The sequence below is a fragment of the Listeria grayi DSM 20601 genome (assembly GCF_000148995.1).
GTDB classification, from domain to species: domain Bacteria; phylum Bacillota; class Bacilli; order Lactobacillales; family Listeriaceae; genus Listeria; species Listeria grayi.
The window spans coordinates 1,394,961-1,410,684 of sequence record NZ_GL538352.1 but is presented as its reverse complement, the minus strand read 5'-3'; the positions used below and the strand labels follow the sequence as shown (position 1 = coordinate 1,410,684).

Below are 15,724 nucleotides of genomic sequence, written 5' to 3'. Positions count from 1 at the left end.
GAATCAACTAATCCATTAATTATTAGAAATGGTGGAAACCATCGACTGGCATAACAAAAACTGTCGCCCCGCCTACTTGGACTTCGATCGGGTATGGTACATACGTATCAACGGTAACCCCTAGAGAAGCAGAAGGTGTGGTCATTTGTTCGCGTGATTTACAGTTTTCGCGGATAATATCCAGTGCTGTCTCGACCCGCTCATCTTCTACCCCAATCAGAAAAGTGGTATTTCCTGATCGCAAAAAGCCACCTGTAGTCGCCAGTTTTGTTGCCCCAAAGTTCTCTTTTGTCAGTGCATCAGATAGACGATTACTATCTTGATCTTGGACAATAGCAAAGATTAATTTCATCGTTTTCACGTCCCTTCTTTCGTAAATATTTCCCCAAAAATACAATTTCTAAGCATTTGCCTTATTATACTAAATTTTACGGCAATCGAAAATCATTTTCTTCCAAGGCATGTCAGCAAATCTGCTATGATCGCGTCAGCAATAGCATCCGGTGCCTGCATGGCATCCATTCGTTTAAACCGTTCGGGAAAACGATTCATCACTTCCGCATACGCTCTTCCTACACGCTGGTGGTAAACGATATCTTCCTGATCTAGTCGATTGATCTCCCGGCCTTTATTTGCAGCGATTCGTTCCAGACCTACTTCGGCAGGAACATCTAAGTAATATGTTCTGTCCGGCATGGTGTCCTCCACCGCATAATGATTGATTGCAAGAACCTCATCCATATCTAGGTTGCGTCCTCCTGCTTGATAGGCTAGCGAACTGTCTAAAAAACGATCGCATAAGACTACTAAATTTTCCGCTAGCGCCGGACGGATCGTTTCGACAACATGCTGTCTTCGGGCTGCCGCGATCAGCAATACTTCCGTGCGCGGATCCATCGCCTCATTCCCGATGCCGAGGATCACTTCGCGCAGTTTTTCCGAGATCGGGCTGCCGCCTGGTTCGCGCGTTTTGATGTAGGCGATATTCTCCGCAGTCAGTTTTTCTGCTATTTTATTCCCCACAGTTGTTTTGCCAGAGCCATCCGGTCCCTCTAGCGTTATAAAAAATCCACTCATAATCTTTTCCTTTCCACTCATGTCTTTATTCAGATTATAGCACAAATCTATTCGCAAAAAACGCTTATCTTATTGTCAGCAAGTGCCTTTCCACCATGCCGATGAAGTTGCTTGCTCCTCTCTAGCTGGTGAACGATTTCCGCGGTAAGACGTTCCCCTCGCATGACCGCAGGAATACCAGGCGGGTATACAGCGATCGTTTCAGCAGAGATACGGCCGACGCTGTTTTTTAATGCCAGCCATTCTTCCTCTCGGTCTTGCATAGCTGCGTAATCTAACGCAAGCTCCGTTATAGAATTCTCGATGCTGGCTTTTTTTGCGGGTAAATCGGATTCTCGCTCCTCTAGCAGCAGATCTTCCTCGGGTAAAAATCGCATTCCTGTTTTAAGAAGTGGAAAAATCAGTAAAACCTGCTGTTCATCTGCTAATTCCGTGAAGTATCCCTTTTCTTCGAGTGCCTGCTGCAATTCAAAACCGCTATATCCTGTTTTACGGACGACCAGTTTCAGAGGATCATCTGGGAATACACAGGTAACACCTTGTTTCGTCAGCCACTCCACCCAAATCTCTTTCATTTCCATAAAAGCTGCGCTGTCATTCTCATTGTAATTTGCTAAGTAATGCCGTGCTTTATCGAGCGAAGCCATTACCAGATATGATGGACTGCTCGTTTGAAAGAGCTGGAGATAGTATGCGAGCTTGTTTTGGAGTTCAAGGGCATTTGTATGGATATGTAAGAACGCACCCATGGTGAGAGCTGGAAGTGTCTTATGCGCAGATTGGACAACAACATCAGCGCCCAAGTCCAGTGCGCTTTCTGGAAACAGCGAACTAGCTGCTAAATGCGCGCCATGCGCCTCATCAACGAGTGCAAGCTTGCCATATTTATGGACGAGCCGAATCGCCGCGCCAATGTCAAACGTCGTTCCGTAATAGCTCGGATATGTAAATACGCATGCCCGGCAGGATGGATATTTTTTCAAGGCGGTTTCCAACTGCGTCAAATCAACACCACTTGCTACTCCTAGCTTCTCATCGACTTTCGGTGTTAGGAAAATCGGAACCGCTCCTGCCAGCTCGATTCCATGCAAGATGGATTTGTGAGCATCGCGAACCACGATTACTTGATCGCCGCGCTGCAGTGTAGCAGACAGCATAGCTAAGTTACCGCTTGTCGTCCCGCCTACCAGCCAGTAACTCTTCCCGGCATGATAAGCCTCCGCCAGCAGATTCTCTGCCTCTAGGATCGCTCCGCGCGGCTCATGCAGATCATCAAGGCCGCTTATTTCCGTCAAGTCATAGGCAAACAATGAATCTGAGCATTCCGAATACAGCAACCCATTCTTATGTCCTGGTACATGAAAGGATTTTGTCCGCTTGCCGATGTGCCTTTCCAAAAGCTCCACCAACGGAATATTTTTTTGGTTCGCCACTCGTATCACCTCCCTCCTATTGTATCATCTTCCTCCAGCCTAGCACACACAATATCACGTTTTGTTTGTGCTAAACAGGGAAAATATCAAAGGACTAAAAAGGAGGTCGTATTCCATGAAAAAAATCATCAACGGAACAGAGGAAGTCGTAGAACAAATGATTGAAGGTCTCGCAAAATCTCATCCTGATTTGATTCACCGCATAGAAGGAACCCGCGTACTAGCTCGCAACGAAGCTCGTCCCGGTAAAGTCGGACTTGTCAGCGGCGGCGGTTCTGGTCATGAACCCGCCCACGCCGGATATGTCGGTAAAGGAATGCTTTCAGCTGCCGTTTGCGGTGACGTTTTCACTTCCCCCACACCAGACCAAATTTACGAAGCAATCAAAGCCAGTGATCAAGGAAAAGGCGTCTTATTGATCGTAAAAAATTATACAGGCGATGTCATGAATTTCGATATGGCAGCAGATTTAGCAGATGCAGACGATATCAAAGTCGCTCAAGTGATCGTAGACGATGATATCGCCGTAGAAGACAGCACTTTTACAACCGGGCGCCGCGGCGTGGCCGGTACTGTTTTGGTGCATAAAATTTTAGGTGCCGCTGCAGAAGCCGGTGCTGCTTTAGAAGATCTCGAAGCATTAGGTAAAAAACTCGTTTCTGCCATTAAAACACTTGGTGTGGCATTATCCCCTTGTACTGTACCAGAAGTCGGACATCCCGGTTTTGAATTGAAAGACGACGAAATCGAACTCGGAATCGGCATTCACGGCGAGCCCGGCTTTAAACGCGAAAAAGTCATGCCATCTAAAGAGCTCGCCAAACAGCTCTACTTCCAATTACAAAAAGAACATCAATTAAAAGCGGACGATAAAGTTGTTGTCCTCGTAAATGGTATGGGTGCTACGCCATTAATGGAGCAATATATCTTTGCAAACGATGTACATGAACTACTTGCAGATGCACATGTCGAAGTTGCCGAGACACTTGTCGGAGACTATATGACTTCACTTGATATGGCTGGTATCTCACTCACGATCTTAAAATTAGAAGACGAAAAATGGTTGGACATGATCCATCTACCTGTTGCAACGATTGCATGGTAATAAAAGGAGGAAGAAAGTATGGCATACGATAAAACATGGGCCATTAATTGGCTCAACCAATTTTGTGACCAGATCAATGAAAACAAACAATTACTAAGTGATCTGGATCAAGCGATCGGAGACGGCGACCATGGCTTCAACATGGCTAGAGGAGCCACAGAATTGAAAAAGGTTTTGGCGGAGAAAGAACCAGACTCGTTAAAAGACGTTTTCAAAACAGCCGGAATGACGCTCGTCAGCAAAGTCGGCGGCGCTGCAGGTCCTTTATACGGTACTGCTTTTCTCAGTATCAGCAAAGCGATCGAAGGCGATACGATCAGTCCGGAAGATTTAGCGAAAGTCATTGAAGCCGGTCAAGAAGGTATCGAGAAACGCGGCAAATCCCACGCTGGTGAAAAAACCATGCTCGATGTTTGGGAACCAGTCGTGAACAGTTTACATCAAGACGAACTAAGCGATGATGTAGTGGAAGCTGCACTGCAAAAGACCAAAGATATAAAAGCGACTAAAGGACGAGCAAGCTACTTAGGAGAGCGTTCGATCGGCCACTTAGACCCCGGCGCTTACTCTTCGGCGCTTCTTTTCCACACAATGTTAGAAACGGAGGTCGATTAGATGACTAAAGCTTATGGCGTTGTTATCATCTCCCACTCTGCCGATGTTGCCAAAGGAATCGCAGAGATATTGGCACAAGTCGCCCAAGATGTACCGATCACCTATTCAGGCGGCACAGACGATGGTGATATCGGCACTAGTTTCGATAAAGTCAATGCGGCTTTTGAACAAAATGCAGCCGATACAGTTTATGCTTTCTATGATCTAGGAAGTGCCAAAATGAATATCGAAACAGTGGAAGAAGTATCTGATAAGAAAATCATTCTTTTCAATGCTCCAATATTAGAAGGAGCTTATGCAACAGCTGTTCAGATCCAAATGGATGAAAAACCAGAGATTATCGAGCAAAATCTAAAAACAATTGAAGTGAAATAAAAAAATAGCCCTGCCTAACAATTGGCGGGCTATTTTTTCTTGTAGATATATAGAGCAAGCTGGAAGATGAGGAAAAAAACTGTGAAAACCAGCAACAATGTCCTTGTACTTAATTGGTCGATATGCAATAGGTGAAGAAAAATAAAACCTAACGGCAGCGCATACCCTAATCCTACAAACATGTAAAAAGAAAAGGCATTACGCTGCTTTCGATAACGCTCATCTAAATTCTGCTTTTCTTTTTCATAATCACGTGCTTCTTTTTCACGCCAGATAAAAGCTGCAAGACATATTCCCACCATCAATGCGATAGTTGTCTGGATAAAATCAGAAAGATGGTATATCTCCGAATCTCGATTTAATAACAGAGGGAATAAAAGAAGTGCATACAACATTGCCGTGAGCGTTACAACGATTCTTTTGAAAGTATATATTTTCATTTCTTCACCTCTTCCAAATAAAAAACCATTTCGATTGCCTTTTCAAAAAAAGCAGCCAGTTTTAATGCTAATTCCAAACTCGGACTGTATTTTTCTTTTTCGATCGCATGGATCGTTTGTCTAGAAACTCCCATTTTCGCCGCTAATTCTACCTGTGACAACTCTTTTTCTTCCCGTAATTTTTTTACATTATTTTTAACTTTCATAAGCCTCTCCTTGTAAAGTTATCTTTACATAAATTTTAATAAAAAATATTTTCTTTGTACAGAATAAAATAAGATTTTAGCAAATATACAGAAAACACTTTATTTTTCTGAAAACTTAGTATAAACTGATAAATAATAAAGAGGGGGAGAATTATGAAAATAAAATTACTATTACCAATCTTGTTGATTATTAGCATTGTTGGCTTAAGTGCTTGTGGGAGCACTAACAAATCCGGCTCAGCTTCCGATGGAAAAAGCAAATCTAAAGTTGTTAACTTAATGGAAAACGCGGAGATTCCTACAATGGACTCCAAAAAAGGGACAGATGGTGTAAGTTTTACAGCACAAAATGAAGTATTTGAAGGTCTTTACTACTTGGACGACAACGATCAACCTAAACCAGGTGTCGCAGCATCCGCTCCGGAAATCAGTAAAGACAAAAAAGTATATACGATCAAACTGCGTGACAACGCTAAATGGTCTGATGGCTCTGCAGTAACAGCAGATGATTTCGTTTATGCATGGCGCAAAGTCGCTGATCCAAAAACAGCTGCAGAATATTCCGTACTGTTCGACGGTATTTTATTAAATGGCACGGATATCATCAACGGCAAGAAGAAACCGGAAGAACTTGGTGTAGAAGCAGTCGACAAAAACACATTAAAAGTAACCCTTGAAAAGCCGACACCATACTTCTATTCCTTGCTGACATTCCCGACATTCTATCCGCAAAAAGAAAAATATCTTGAAAAACAAGGCGAAAAATATGCAACTTCCAGCAAGAACATGCTCTATAACGGACCATTTGTCATGAAAGATTGGACAAATACAAGTAAAAGCTGGTCTTACGAAAAGAATCCGAATTACTGGGATAAAAAGAATATCAAAGTCGATAAAATCAATCTTCAAGTCGTAAAAGAACCAGGTGCTGCCGTTAACTTGTACAACACAGGAAAACTGGATCGCGCTAACCTCTCCGGCGACTATGCGAAACAAAAACATTCCGATAAAGATTACAAAACTGCTTTAGAAGCTTTTGTCTACTATCTGAAATTCAACCAGAAATTAGATGGCAAAACAACGGATTTCCAAAACGAAAACTTGCGTAAAGCGATCGCCCTTTCCGTCGATAAAAAAGAAATTGTTTCAACCGTATTAGGAAATGGTTCAACACCGATCAACGGATTCGTTCCAGCTAAATTTACCTTCAATCCCAAGACAAAAGAAGACTTCCGCAAAGAAAGCGGCGATCATCTTGTTTACAACAAAAAAGAAGCACAAAGCTATTTTGAAAAAGCGAAAAAAGAACTTGGTAAGTCTACTTTCCAAATCGAACTGCTAGGCGATGACCAAGAGTTTTCCAAAAAAATGACCGAGTACCTACAAAACCAAATCGAAAGCACATTGAAAGGAATCAAGATCAAGATCAAAATTGTTCCTTATAAATCGAGACTACAACTTGACCAAGATCAAAAATATCAATTAGAACTAACAAGATGGGGACCTGACTATCAAGATCCAATGACCTTCCTAGCTAACCAAATCACAGATAACAACTACAACCGTGCTAGCTACTCCAACAAAGAATACGATAAACTGCTTAAAGAAGCATCGACAACATTGGCAACTAAGCCAGAAGAACGCTGGAATGCAATGTTGAAAGCAGAAAAAGTACTGCTCGACGATGCTGGTATCGCTCCGATTTATCAATCTGGAACGGCTGCGTTGCAAAAACCAACACTGAAGGGCTATACCACTCACTTATTCGGACCACCAACAAGTTACCGTTCGATCGAGTGGAGTAAATAAAACAAAAGACCTGAGGGCTACTTGCTCTCAGGTCTTTTTTATATCAGCGACCGGAATGATCATTCTTCACTTTCCGGTGACGCGCTTCTTTAAATAGATATAAATATCTGGCTTCTGCTTTTTTCTCATCATATTCCAGTTCTGGACTATATTCAAAGCTTTTCCGCAGCATTACTTTTCGGCGATGCCAATCTTCTTGCGTCACATTGATCAATTCTAATAAATAGTTATCATAGGCTTTATGAAGTTTTCCAACCTTATGCTTGCGTTTGCTGCTACTATGTTTATATTTTCTTGATTCCATGCCTAGAGCACCTCCATTTATAGTTCGCGTCTTCCTTCCAATGCTTTCGACAGCGTCACTTCATCTGCATATTCCAGATCTCCGCCAACAGGCAGGCCATGGGCGATTCTGGTTACTTTGATACCACTCGGCTTGATCAGTCGCGAGATATACATGGCTGTGGCTTCTCCTTCTACATTTGGATTCGTCGCTAAAATCACTTCTTGGATCGTATCATCTTGGAGTCGCTTGATCAAGTCAGGAATATTGATATCTTCCGGTCCGATTCCGTCCATTGGCGAGATCGTGCCGTGAAGGACATGGTAAAGTCCGTGATAGTCACGCATTTTTTCCATCGCGATAACATCTCTTGGTTCTTCTACCACACATACCACATGTTGATCCCTCGTAGTATCTGCACAGATATAACAAGGGTCTTGTTCCGTGATATGACCGCAAACGGAACAAAAGCTTAGGTTTCTCTTTGCATCTACTAATGCTTTTGCAAACCCTAATACGTCATCCTCTTTCATATCTAACACATAAAAAGCTAATCTTGCTGCCGATTTAGGACCAATCCCTGGCAATTTCATAAAACTATCCATTAGTTTTGTTATCGGCTCTGGATAATGCATCTTGTTACTCTCCTTCATTTTCCTCAAATTTACTGTTTCACGTGAAACAATAAGGACTCTAAAGACAGATTCCCTAGAGCCCTTTTGAAAATCAAATTTTATTTTGCACTTACATTCCTGGCAAATTAATACCTTGAGTGAAGCGGCCCATTGTTTTCGCCGTCATATCTTCTACTTGTTTCAGCGCATCATTTGTAGCAGCTAATACAAGGTCTTGTAACATTTCGATATCTTCCGGATCAACGACTTCTTCTTTGATCGTTACATCTTGGACAACGCGTTTACCAGTTACACGGACAGTCACCATTCCGCCACCAGCAGTACCAGTAAATTCTTGTACCTCTAAATCTGCTTGTGCTTTTGCCATTTCCTTCTGCATTTTTTGCATTTGTTTCATCATACCTTGCATATTTCCCATTCCACGCATTATAAAATCTCCTCTTTCATTTTTTATTCTTTTATTTCGAGTAAATCCTCACCGACTAATTTAGCTGCTTCTTCTAAAAATGGATCTGCTGCTTTTTGTACTTTCAGTTTTTCAGTCTGCGTTTCTTCTTGTCCACTTTCTGCTAGATCATGAGTGCTGACATATGATTCTCTTACTTCGATCCATTGATCTTCCGGTATACCGATAAATTGATAGTTTGCTTTGGTTAGTCTAGAGATCCCATTCGTCACATTATCAACGAATGTACTATTTTCCATTGCCATTTGGCAGTGGATCTCGTGCTTAAATTTTAACACAAATGTATCTTCCGATGCAGCTACTGGCTCTGCATCATTTAACAAAGCTGCTTGAGAAGCCATCAGCATGCTTAAAAGTTCTTTCCAGCAGCTGCGGATCAATTGCAGATTGTCTTTTTTGGCCTCATTTAAAACATGATTGATCTTTCCGACCGGCGCTTTGAAAGCTTTCCCATTGTTCATAGCCTGCTTTTTCTTCGTTGCTGGCCGAGATTTTTCTTCTTGAGGCGCTGTTTGCACAGTACCATTTGCCAATTGTCGTTTTAGCTGATCTAGTTCCGACTGCATTTTACGCATGCTTGCTTGTAATTCCTGCAATCGCTCATCATCTGCTGCTGGACCTGCAGTCTGTGTTACTTCTGTCTGACCAGATTGCGTCATTTGTACCATTGCCACTTCCACGTAAATGCCTGGGTGGTTAGAAAAGCGCATCTGCTGCTGCGTATCATTTAATACTTTTACGCAATGATAGATGACCGCTGCATCTGCTTTTTTAGCTAATGCTTCAAAGCTATCATCTACTAGTGCACGTTCTAAAGCTTCATCCAAATCAGGAGCCTTTTGATATAGTAAAATATCACGGAAGAACACTAATAAGTCTTCTACCAGACGTACTGGGTCTTTTCCTTCCGCAAGCAAAGAAGACAATGTTGAGATCGCTTGTTTTGGATCTTTATCCATCACAGCTTCCACGAGATCTGTAAGCAAATTCTGCGCGACAGACCCGGTGATCTCGAGCGCATCCTCCACACCAACTTCTTCGGAACCGAAAGAAATAACTTGATCCAGCAGACTTAGCGCATCTCGGAGTCCGCCTTCTGCGGCGCGTCCGATGATCTGCAGTGCCTTGTCTTCATATTGGATCGACTCGCTGTCTAAAATAGATGCCATATGAGCAGTGATGTCTTGGGTGGTGATCCGTTTGAAGTCAAACCGTTGTACACGTGAAATGATCGTTAGCGGTAGTTTGTGTGGCTCGGTAGTGGCTAAGATAAAAATAACATGCTTCGGCGGCTCTTCCAAGGTTTTTAACAGCGCATTGAACGCTCCCGTGGAAAGCATGTGGACTTCATCAATAATGTATACTTTATATTTAGAATTCGTTGGCGCGTATTTTACTTTTTCGCGGATATCCCGAATTTCCTCTACACCGTTATTGCTGGCTGCATCGATCTCTAGAACATCTGGGTTTGATCCATCTGTGATCCCTTTACATGTGTCACATTCGTTGCAAGGTTCTCCATCTGTACTGCGTTCACAATTGATCGCCTTGGCAAAAACTTTCGCAGCACTTGTTTTCCCCGTCCCGCGCGGACCGGAAAACAAATAAGCATGCGAGATCTTATTTTGAACAATGGCGTTCTGAAGCGTTTTCGTGACATGAGATTGACCGACAATGTCCTGAAAGGCCTGCGGGCGAAAAACGCGATACAATGCTTGATATGCCATTTGTCACTCTCCTCATTGTCTTGGTAGTTATATTATAGCTTATCTGAAGTCTTTTGATAAGGAGAAACTGTCAAAACTTAGAAAAGATACAGCCGCTATCCAAGCAATAAACTTGCTGGACCATAGCGGCTGTATCTTTAGGAATTGGCTGCTCCGCCGTTCTTTTTCTTGCTGTCCTCGATAATCGAATACTCGATTGCTTTTAAAAGGTTTTTGACTCTTTTTTTGCGGAAAAAACCAAGTAATAATCCGACGATCATATTGTTCATCTTGTTCATTGCTTTTTCAGTTTCGATCTTTTCGTCATACGTGACTTCAGAAGTGAACTCGCTGATACTTTTGATCGTATATGTCGTAGTGTGGGTGTTGAGCCGACCCTTTGTTTCAAATTGATAAGTTTCGTTAGGTTTCACTTGAAGAATCGTTGTTTTTGCAAAGCTGCCATTATTCATCGGGCGTGTATAGGAGTAGCCTTCTAATTTGCGGATCGGGATTTTTTTACCGATTTTCTTCTCGATATCATAGGCAGATGATTTTACCAATGTATCAAATACTTCTTTTTGCGATACCATTATTTTTTGCGTTACTTGCATTATTCTCCCCCACTCTTCTTGTTCTTTCTATTTTTCCGGATACTGGACACTAAAAAAATACTGCCCGCGATCACGATGATTAAGCCAATAACAAGCATTGGTCCATTTGCCAGTCCGTTTGAGCCGTAATTGGGGCTAAACATGATGACTAAGAGTCCAATACTGATAAGAAATAGCGCATTTGTAAATTTCATGATCCGACCACACTGACTTGGAAGTATAGAACGGCACCGATTTCTGTTGACTTGATAAGTTCTTTCGCCACTTTTGCTGCTTCTTCGCTTTCCAAATTCGATTCGAACGTCATTTTCATTCCTTGTTCCGCTACTTTTTTAAAAGAAATGCCGTTCTCCTGATAATTTTCTAATAAGTCCGTTATAAAATCACGTTTCATTGCACAATTGATGTTGATCATGAAAACGCCTCCTTATAAATATAGTTTACCTGCATTATGCTTGTGTTGCAATATATTTCGGCGCAGAATCACTCTGCATAATAGAAAACTTATCAGTGCGGCATATCGCTGCACTGATAAGCGAGTCATTAAGCTTTCATTTCTTCTTCTGGCGGTCCCACCCGGTTAGCGGTAAGGACGAACGGTGTCCAGATCACAAAGCCGATCACTAAATTGATCAGTGAGATGACTGGCGCCACCCAATCCCCGCCTGTCGCAATAAAGGAATTGAACAGTGGCGGCATTACCCATGGAACAGCAGCAATAACAGGGCCTACAAGTCCTAATGCCGTTGCAAAATAAGCTACTGTTACCATTACAAGCGGCGCGATAATGAACGGGATCAAATAGATCGTATTCAATACGATCGGCAAACCGAACATGATCGGTTCATTGATATTAAAGATCCCTGGTCCAAGTGATAGTTTGGCAACTGTACGGGCATCAGCGCGTTTGGAAAAGACTAACAGCGCGATGACTAACACCAACGTACCACCTGATCCTCCCATCCAGACATACGCGTCAAAAGATCCCCGGACCCATTGGAATGGCAAGGACGCTCCTTCCTGAGCAGCGGAAATATTCTGTAATTGTGCCGTTCCCCATAGCGATTCAAGGACTGGTGCCAATACATTTGGCCCATGGATCCCAAAGAACCAGAGGACTTGGACCAGTAGTGTCACTAGGAAAACAGCTCCATACCCTTGCGACATCGCCAAAAGTGGTTCTTGGATCGTATTCGAGATCCAAGTGATAACATCCATGCCTGTCAGTTTTGTAAAGCCCCAAACGATGATACCGCAGACATATAATGCTACTAAGGCCGGAATAATCGCAGCGAATGCTTTACTTACTGCTGGCGGAACCGCTTCCGGCATTTTGATCGTGATCTTTGCCTGCATGAGTTTTGCATAAATGATCGTAGCTAAAAATCCGAAAATCATTGCTGTGAAAAGTCCAGTTCCATTAACTTGCGCTAAGCTGAAAAAGCCATAAATACCTGAAAATTCCTTAGGCAATGTGTTGACATCAAACGACGCATTCGCTGCGCCGATCGCACTTTTTACAGTTTCTAGATCGACAGTTACAGCTAAATTCATCATAAAGGCTGCTAATGAGACCAATCCTCCAGCCAAACGATCTACATCATACGATTTAGAAATATTATATCCTAGTGAAAAAGCGAAAATAATCGAGACGATTGCAAGTGTCCCATTGTAGACATATCCATTAATACCAATCAGTGGATCCATTGCGGCAACAAACCCTGTCCAACCCCATTCTGTTGGAAAATCACGGAAAAAGACATTGAGCAGTACTGCTATGGAACCAGCCATTGTGATCGGCATGGTAGAAATAAAGGCATCGCGGAGTGCAACTAAGTGTTTCTGTGATCCGATTTTTGCTGCTACAGGTACAAAATATTTCTCTAAAAATGCTGTTAAACCATTCATGTTATTTTATATCCTCCCCTATGTCGTTGTATTTCTTCGCCCTTCCTTTTTATGTATTGCCCTTCACTAGGTATTTCTCCAAAAAACGGGCGAATCGCATATCGTCAGGTTTCCCCCTTTCAAAAACGATAGGCTTACTTTTATAAAAGCAAATACCATGCCAAGATTAGAAACAGTGTCAAATCAATATTCACAATGCTAAATATGAAGCGCTTACACTGATTGATATAACTGTGTATTTTGTTTGTGTAAAAGTAGTAGTAGGTTTATTCACACCCCTCATTAAAGCTAGTAAGAAAGCAAACAAAAAACAGTTATCCTTTTGTAAGGACAACTGTTTTCCATATTTTACTTCTCATCACGGATCTTAAACTCGATCATCTTCTTCTCTTTATCCACTGTTACTGTGACTTTTTTATTCAATTTGTCATGGAATAATTTCGTAATATTGATAAAATCATCGTAATTGCCTACTTCAGACTTTTCGTATCCTTGCAGGACGGTTGGTTTGATCCGTTCGATATATTTATCCGTAGATGTTTCCTCAGGATCATAACGATAGATCTCGTTACCTTTTTTATTATGTAACGAGAATACGGCATAAATATCTTTATCCATTTTTTTCAGTGATTCTTGAATCACATAGGCATTATCAGAGACGCTAAAATCGACCGTACCATCGTACAGCTTGCTATCTGTACTCTTTTTCACCTCAAATTGACGGTATGCCAAGCGGAAGAGATAATCTAAGTCATAATTACTGTTTATGCGGAAGTAAAGGTCTTTATCCTGCCCTCGCTTATCCACTGCGATATCCGTAATATTTATGGGCGAAATCTCCAGAGACTTCCCATCCTGCATATAAGCAAGCTGGTACTTTTCCAGTACTTCTTGTCTTTGGAAGAAACCAAATACAATGGCGAGTACTGCAATACAGGCGATCGCTACAAGAATAATAATGTAGCTGATGAGCCGTTTTCTGGAAAGTTTTAATTTATCTTGTCGCATCTTTTTCATCCTTCATATTCAAACTATTTTACTCTATTGTATCAGTTTCACAGCAATAATTACATCTATAAGTTTATTAATTCGTAGGAAAGCTTACCATAGAATGCAAAAAGTCCTTCTCTATTTTAGAAGAGAAGGACTTTTCTTTATGATAAAATTTATAGCCGTGCACCTCATATCGACTTACTATCACTCGCGTTACCTTAATAGTTAGCTCGAGCCCGGCAACCTCGCGGCACATGGGAAGCACTGCTTAATGCTGCTTCCTTCCGGACCTGACATGGTTCACAGGTTCCCATTGCGCAAGACCAAGCTGTCAACACCACTTGTTAAGGGCAGGCCAAACAATAGATAAGCCTCAAATGAGGAATTCAATCCCGCTAGAGCGGATTGCGGGTTACAGGGCGCCGCTATCTCCCCATCTAGCACGGCAAATGTGCTACCAATTTTAAGAACTCTGAAAAAGAGCTCAACTATTAGTTTACAAGCTTACCCGTAAAAGTGCAAGTCTGAATACTGACTTTCCTTAAATTTCTTGGTATTTCTCTTTCCAGGCAATAATGTTTTCATATGTCGTCAATAGACGCTGGTTTGCCTCGTTGAACAGATTTCGCAAATCGCGATAGCGGTCTCGGTATTCTGCTCGTGGTGAGAATGTTTGGGCGACCCTTTTTTCGTGACCGATCTCCAAGGTCTCCAGCCAGCCGATCGCCTTCATGCCAACGATCGCTGCGCCAAGACCGGAACCTTCAATTGTTTCTGCGACACGGACTTCGCGTTCTAAAATGTCTGCCAACATTTGACACCAGAGCGGCTCGCTGGCTAATCCGCCGGTCACGTAGATAATATCTTCTTTTTCCGCGATCGCTTCATAGACACCTGCCAAGTTCAAAGCAATGCCTTCTAAAATAGCACGAACCATCGTTTTTCTCGTATGATTGATCGTAAGGCCAATAAAATCACCGAACAGATTATTTCTCCAAAGCGGTGCTCTTCCGCCAAGTAAAAATGGCAAGAATATCAAACCATTAGCGCCGGGAGGAACATCATCAGAGAGTTTCAAGAAATCGGAAAAATCCTCTTCTTCTTTTCCAAATTGCTTGAAAGCCCACTCGACGACTTTCCCGCCGTTATTCACTGCACCGCCGATCACATATGGTCCAGCAGCAGCGTAACAGAATGTTCTGCCGGCTTTATCGACTTGAAATTCTGGAACAAGCTTCCGTACTGCACCACTAGTTCCGACTGTGACCGTGACTTCATTTTTCCCCAAAGCTTGGATACCGATATTCGCCAGGGCACCATCGCTTCCACCGATCACAAAGGCTGGATCGCCGGTAAGTCCGAGGTCTCTTGCTGTGCTATCATTGTGAAAAGCGGTGGTTTCGGACACGACACGTGGCAGTTGGTCCGGCTTCAATCCGATGATATCCATCGCTTCTTTTTCCCAATCATGCTCTTTTGGATTATACATCCCGGTTCCGGAGGCAAGCGACTCATCGATCACCCATTCATGGAACAGTTGATAGAACACATAGGATTTGATATCCGCGAAAATTTTCGTTTTGGCTATCAATTCTGGCTGTTCCTGATTCAGCCAAGAAATTTTTACAAAAGGACTCATTGGATGAATCGGTGTACCTGTTTTTTCATAGATCAGATGACTATCGTAGTTCTTCTTCAACTGCTCTGCAGCTTTCGTACTGCGATGATCCGCCCATGTGATCGCAGGCGTGAGTGGCTGATGAGTTTCATCAACCAAAATCAGACTATGCATCGCTGAACTGAAAGAGACCGCTCGGACGTCCTCACTAGGTATAGCGCTTTCATCAATAACATGGCGAACAGCATTTTTAACAGCGTCCACCATTGTATCTGGGTCTTGGACGGCTCTTCCTGCATCATCTGTGATCAAGTCGTAAGAGATCGCATGGCGGTGGATCAATTTTCCGGTATGGTCAAATAAAACCGCTTTTGTGCTTGAGGTACCAATATCGACACCAATGATATATTTTTCTTCCACTTTTCTCACCTTCAGTCTTTT

19 protein-coding genes and 1 other RNA gene are annotated in these 15,724 nt (G+C 42.5%); 4 read left to right on the top strand and 16 right to left on the bottom strand.

Annotation, left to right across the window (positions count from 1 at the left end; all coding sequences use genetic code 11):
• Positions 1 to 22: 22 nt before the first annotated feature.
• The 3 genes from HMPREF0556_RS07050 to HMPREF0556_RS07040 form a co-directional block, all read right to left on the bottom strand.
• Entirely contained in the window at positions 23 to 352 is a 330-nt protein-coding gene (locus HMPREF0556_RS07050; RefSeq protein ID WP_036105415.1) for a cyclic-di-AMP receptor, read from the bottom strand.
• A 92-nt stretch (positions 353 to 444) separates the two neighbouring features.
• Complete coding sequence (gene tmk, locus HMPREF0556_RS07045) at positions 445 to 1,077, bottom strand: dTMP kinase (RefSeq protein ID WP_040486546.1); 633 nt, start codon at positions 1,075 to 1,077, stop codon at positions 445 to 447.
• A gap of 47 nt (positions 1,078 to 1,124) precedes the next feature.
• Positions 1,125 to 2,510 carry an aminotransferase class I/II-fold pyridoxal phosphate-dependent enzyme gene (locus tag HMPREF0556_RS07040; protein ID WP_003756950.1) on the bottom strand — a complete coding sequence of 462 codons (1,386 nt, stop codon included), beginning with the start codon at positions 2,508 to 2,510 and terminating at the stop codon, positions 1,125 to 1,127.
• 115 nt (positions 2,511 to 2,625) lie between these two features.
• Between HMPREF0556_RS07040 and dhaK the strand changes: the two genes are divergently transcribed.
• From dhaK to dhaM, 3 genes are read left to right on the top strand one after another with little or no spacing between them, the layout of a single operon-like run.
• The gene (gene dhaK, locus HMPREF0556_RS07035) at positions 2,626 to 3,615 is read left to right on the top strand and encodes a dihydroxyacetone kinase subunit DhaK (protein WP_003756949.1); all 990 of its coding nucleotides are present in this window, start codon (positions 2,626 to 2,628) and stop codon (positions 3,613 to 3,615) included.
• 18 nt (positions 3,616 to 3,633) lie between these two features.
• Positions 3,634 to 4,230, top strand: coding sequence for a dihydroxyacetone kinase subunit DhaL (dhaL, locus tag HMPREF0556_RS07030; protein ID WP_003756946.1), 597 nt, complete (start codon positions 3,634 to 3,636; stop codon positions 4,228 to 4,230).
• On the top strand, positions 4,231 to 4,605 hold the full coding sequence (gene dhaM, locus HMPREF0556_RS07025; RefSeq protein WP_003756944.1) for a dihydroxyacetone kinase phosphoryl donor subunit DhaM: 375 nt from the start codon (positions 4,231 to 4,233) through the stop codon (positions 4,603 to 4,605).
• Between the two features lie 29 nt (positions 4,606 to 4,634).
• Here dhaM and HMPREF0556_RS07020 read toward each other — a convergent pair whose 3' ends face one another.
• Together HMPREF0556_RS07020 and HMPREF0556_RS07015 are read right to left on the bottom strand one after the other, a co-directional pair.
• Complete coding sequence (locus HMPREF0556_RS07020) at positions 4,635 to 5,045, bottom strand: hypothetical protein (RefSeq protein ID WP_003756942.1); 411 nt, start codon at positions 5,043 to 5,045, stop codon at positions 4,635 to 4,637.
• Positions 5,042 to 5,251, bottom strand: coding sequence for a helix-turn-helix transcriptional regulator (locus HMPREF0556_RS07015; protein ID WP_003756939.1), 210 nt, complete (start codon positions 5,249 to 5,251; stop codon positions 5,042 to 5,044). Before HMPREF0556_RS07015 ends, HMPREF0556_RS07020 begins: the two co-directional genes overlap by 4 nt.
• A gap of 153 nt (positions 5,252 to 5,404) precedes the next feature.
• Between HMPREF0556_RS07015 and HMPREF0556_RS07010 the strand changes: the two genes are divergently transcribed.
• Positions 5,405 to 7,060: a peptide ABC transporter substrate-binding protein gene (locus HMPREF0556_RS07010; protein ID WP_003756937.1), complete on the top strand. Its 1,656-nt coding sequence runs from the start codon at positions 5,405 to 5,407 to the stop codon at positions 7,058 to 7,060.
• Positions 7,061 to 7,103: 43 nt separating this feature from the next.
• On the opposite strand, the gene HMPREF0556_RS07005 is transcribed toward HMPREF0556_RS07010, so the two are convergent.
• The 11 genes from HMPREF0556_RS07005 to HMPREF0556_RS06960 form a co-directional block, all read right to left on the bottom strand.
• Positions 7,104 to 7,364 carry a YaaL family protein gene (locus HMPREF0556_RS07005; RefSeq protein WP_003756936.1) on the bottom strand — a complete coding sequence of 87 codons (261 nt, stop codon included), beginning with the start codon at positions 7,362 to 7,364 and terminating at the stop codon, positions 7,104 to 7,106.
• Between the two features lie 17 nt (positions 7,365 to 7,381).
• Positions 7,382 to 7,978 (bottom strand): recombination mediator RecR, encoded by a 597-nt coding sequence (gene recR / locus HMPREF0556_RS07000; protein WP_036105391.1) that lies wholly within the window; start codon positions 7,976 to 7,978, stop codon positions 7,382 to 7,384.
• 109 nt (positions 7,979 to 8,087) lie between these two features.
• Entirely contained in the window at positions 8,088 to 8,405 is a 318-nt protein-coding gene (locus HMPREF0556_RS06995; protein WP_003756933.1) for a YbaB/EbfC family nucleoid-associated protein, read from the bottom strand.
• 23 nt (positions 8,406 to 8,428) lie between these two features.
• Entirely contained in the window at positions 8,429 to 10,171 is a 1,743-nt protein-coding gene (gene dnaX, locus HMPREF0556_RS06990; RefSeq protein ID WP_003756930.1) for a DNA polymerase III subunit gamma/tau, read from the bottom strand.
• A 137-nt stretch (positions 10,172 to 10,308) separates the two neighbouring features.
• On the bottom strand, positions 10,309 to 10,764 hold the full coding sequence (locus HMPREF0556_RS06985) for a DUF3284 domain-containing protein (RefSeq protein WP_003756928.1): 456 nt from the start codon (positions 10,762 to 10,764) through the stop codon (positions 10,309 to 10,311).
• Positions 10,764 to 10,958: a DUF3188 domain-containing protein gene (locus tag HMPREF0556_RS06980; protein ID WP_003756926.1), complete on the bottom strand. Its 195-nt coding sequence runs from the start codon at positions 10,956 to 10,958 to the stop codon at positions 10,764 to 10,766. The genes HMPREF0556_RS06985 and HMPREF0556_RS06980 overlap by 1 nt, the downstream gene beginning before the upstream one ends.
• Complete coding sequence (locus HMPREF0556_RS06975; protein WP_003756924.1) at positions 10,955 to 11,179, bottom strand: hypothetical protein; 225 nt, start codon at positions 11,177 to 11,179, stop codon at positions 10,955 to 10,957. The genes HMPREF0556_RS06980 and HMPREF0556_RS06975 overlap by 4 nt, the downstream gene beginning before the upstream one ends.
• A gap of 128 nt (positions 11,180 to 11,307) precedes the next feature.
• Positions 11,308 to 12,672, bottom strand: coding sequence for a PTS sugar transporter subunit IIC (locus HMPREF0556_RS06970; RefSeq protein ID WP_003756922.1), 1,365 nt, complete (start codon positions 12,670 to 12,672; stop codon positions 11,308 to 11,310).
• Positions 12,673 to 13,020: 348 nt separating this feature from the next.
• Positions 13,021 to 13,689, bottom strand: coding sequence for a hypothetical protein (locus tag HMPREF0556_RS06965; RefSeq protein ID WP_003756919.1), 669 nt, complete (start codon positions 13,687 to 13,689; stop codon positions 13,021 to 13,023).
• 155 nt (positions 13,690 to 13,844) lie between these two features.
• Positions 13,845 to 14,111: signal recognition particle sRNA large type (gene ffs, locus HMPREF0556_RS13170), an RNA gene on the bottom strand.
• 95 nt (positions 14,112 to 14,206) lie between these two features.
• Entirely contained in the window at positions 14,207 to 15,712 is a 1,506-nt protein-coding gene (locus HMPREF0556_RS06960) for a gluconokinase (RefSeq protein ID WP_050777013.1), read from the bottom strand.
• Between the last annotated feature and the right edge of the window lie 12 nt (positions 15,713 to 15,724).

What these genes read in the sequence shown, in the direction of transcription:
- HMPREF0556_RS07050 (WP_036105415.1), bottom strand. Translation starts at nt 352, where the DNA reads ATGAAATTAATCTTTGCTATTGTCCAAGATCAAGATAGTAATCGTCTA.
- tmk (WP_040486546.1), bottom strand. Translation starts at nt 1,077, where the DNA reads ATGAGTGGATTTTTTATAACGCTAGAGGGACCGGATGGCTCTGGCAAA.
- dhaK (WP_003756949.1), top strand. Translation starts at nt 2,626, where the DNA reads ATGAAAAAAATCATCAACGGAACAGAGGAAGTCGTAGAACAAATGATT.
- dhaL (WP_003756946.1), top strand. Translation starts at nt 3,634, where the DNA reads ATGGCATACGATAAAACATGGGCCATTAATTGGCTCAACCAATTTTGT.
- dhaM (WP_003756944.1), top strand. Translation starts at nt 4,231, where the DNA reads ATGACTAAAGCTTATGGCGTTGTTATCATCTCCCACTCTGCCGATGTT.
- HMPREF0556_RS07020 (WP_003756942.1), bottom strand. Translation starts at nt 5,045, where the DNA reads ATGAAAATATATACTTTCAAAAGAATCGTTGTAACGCTCACGGCAATG.
- HMPREF0556_RS07015 (WP_003756939.1), bottom strand. Translation starts at nt 5,251, where the DNA reads ATGAAAGTTAAAAATAATGTAAAAAAATTACGGGAAGAAAAAGAGTTG.
- HMPREF0556_RS07010 (WP_003756937.1), top strand. Translation starts at nt 5,405, where the DNA reads ATGAAAATAAAATTACTATTACCAATCTTGTTGATTATTAGCATTGTT.
- HMPREF0556_RS07005 (WP_003756936.1), bottom strand. Translation starts at nt 7,364, where the DNA reads ATGGAATCAAGAAAATATAAACATAGTAGCAGCAAACGCAAGCATAAG.
- recR (WP_036105391.1), bottom strand. Translation starts at nt 7,978, where the DNA reads ATGCATTATCCAGAGCCGATAACAAAACTAATGGATAGTTTTATGAAA.
- HMPREF0556_RS06995 (WP_003756933.1), bottom strand. Translation starts at nt 8,405, where the DNA reads ATGCGTGGAATGGGAAATATGCAAGGTATGATGAAACAAATGCAAAAA.
- dnaX (WP_003756930.1), bottom strand. Translation starts at nt 10,171, where the DNA reads ATGGCATATCAAGCATTGTATCGCGTTTTTCGCCCGCAGGCCTTTCAG.
- HMPREF0556_RS06985 (WP_003756928.1), bottom strand. Translation starts at nt 10,764, where the DNA reads ATGCAAGTAACGCAAAAAATAATGGTATCGCAAAAAGAAGTATTTGAT.
- HMPREF0556_RS06980 (WP_003756926.1), bottom strand. Translation starts at nt 10,958, where the DNA reads ATGAAATTTACAAATGCGCTATTTCTTATCAGTATTGGACTCTTAGTC.
- HMPREF0556_RS06975 (WP_003756924.1), bottom strand. Translation starts at nt 11,179, where the DNA reads ATGATCAACATCAATTGTGCAATGAAACGTGATTTTATAACGGACTTA.
- HMPREF0556_RS06970 (WP_003756922.1), bottom strand. Translation starts at nt 12,672, where the DNA reads ATGAATGGTTTAACAGCATTTTTAGAGAAATATTTTGTACCTGTAGCA.
- HMPREF0556_RS06965 (WP_003756919.1), bottom strand. Translation starts at nt 13,689, where the DNA reads ATGAAAAAGATGCGACAAGATAAATTAAAACTTTCCAGAAAACGGCTC.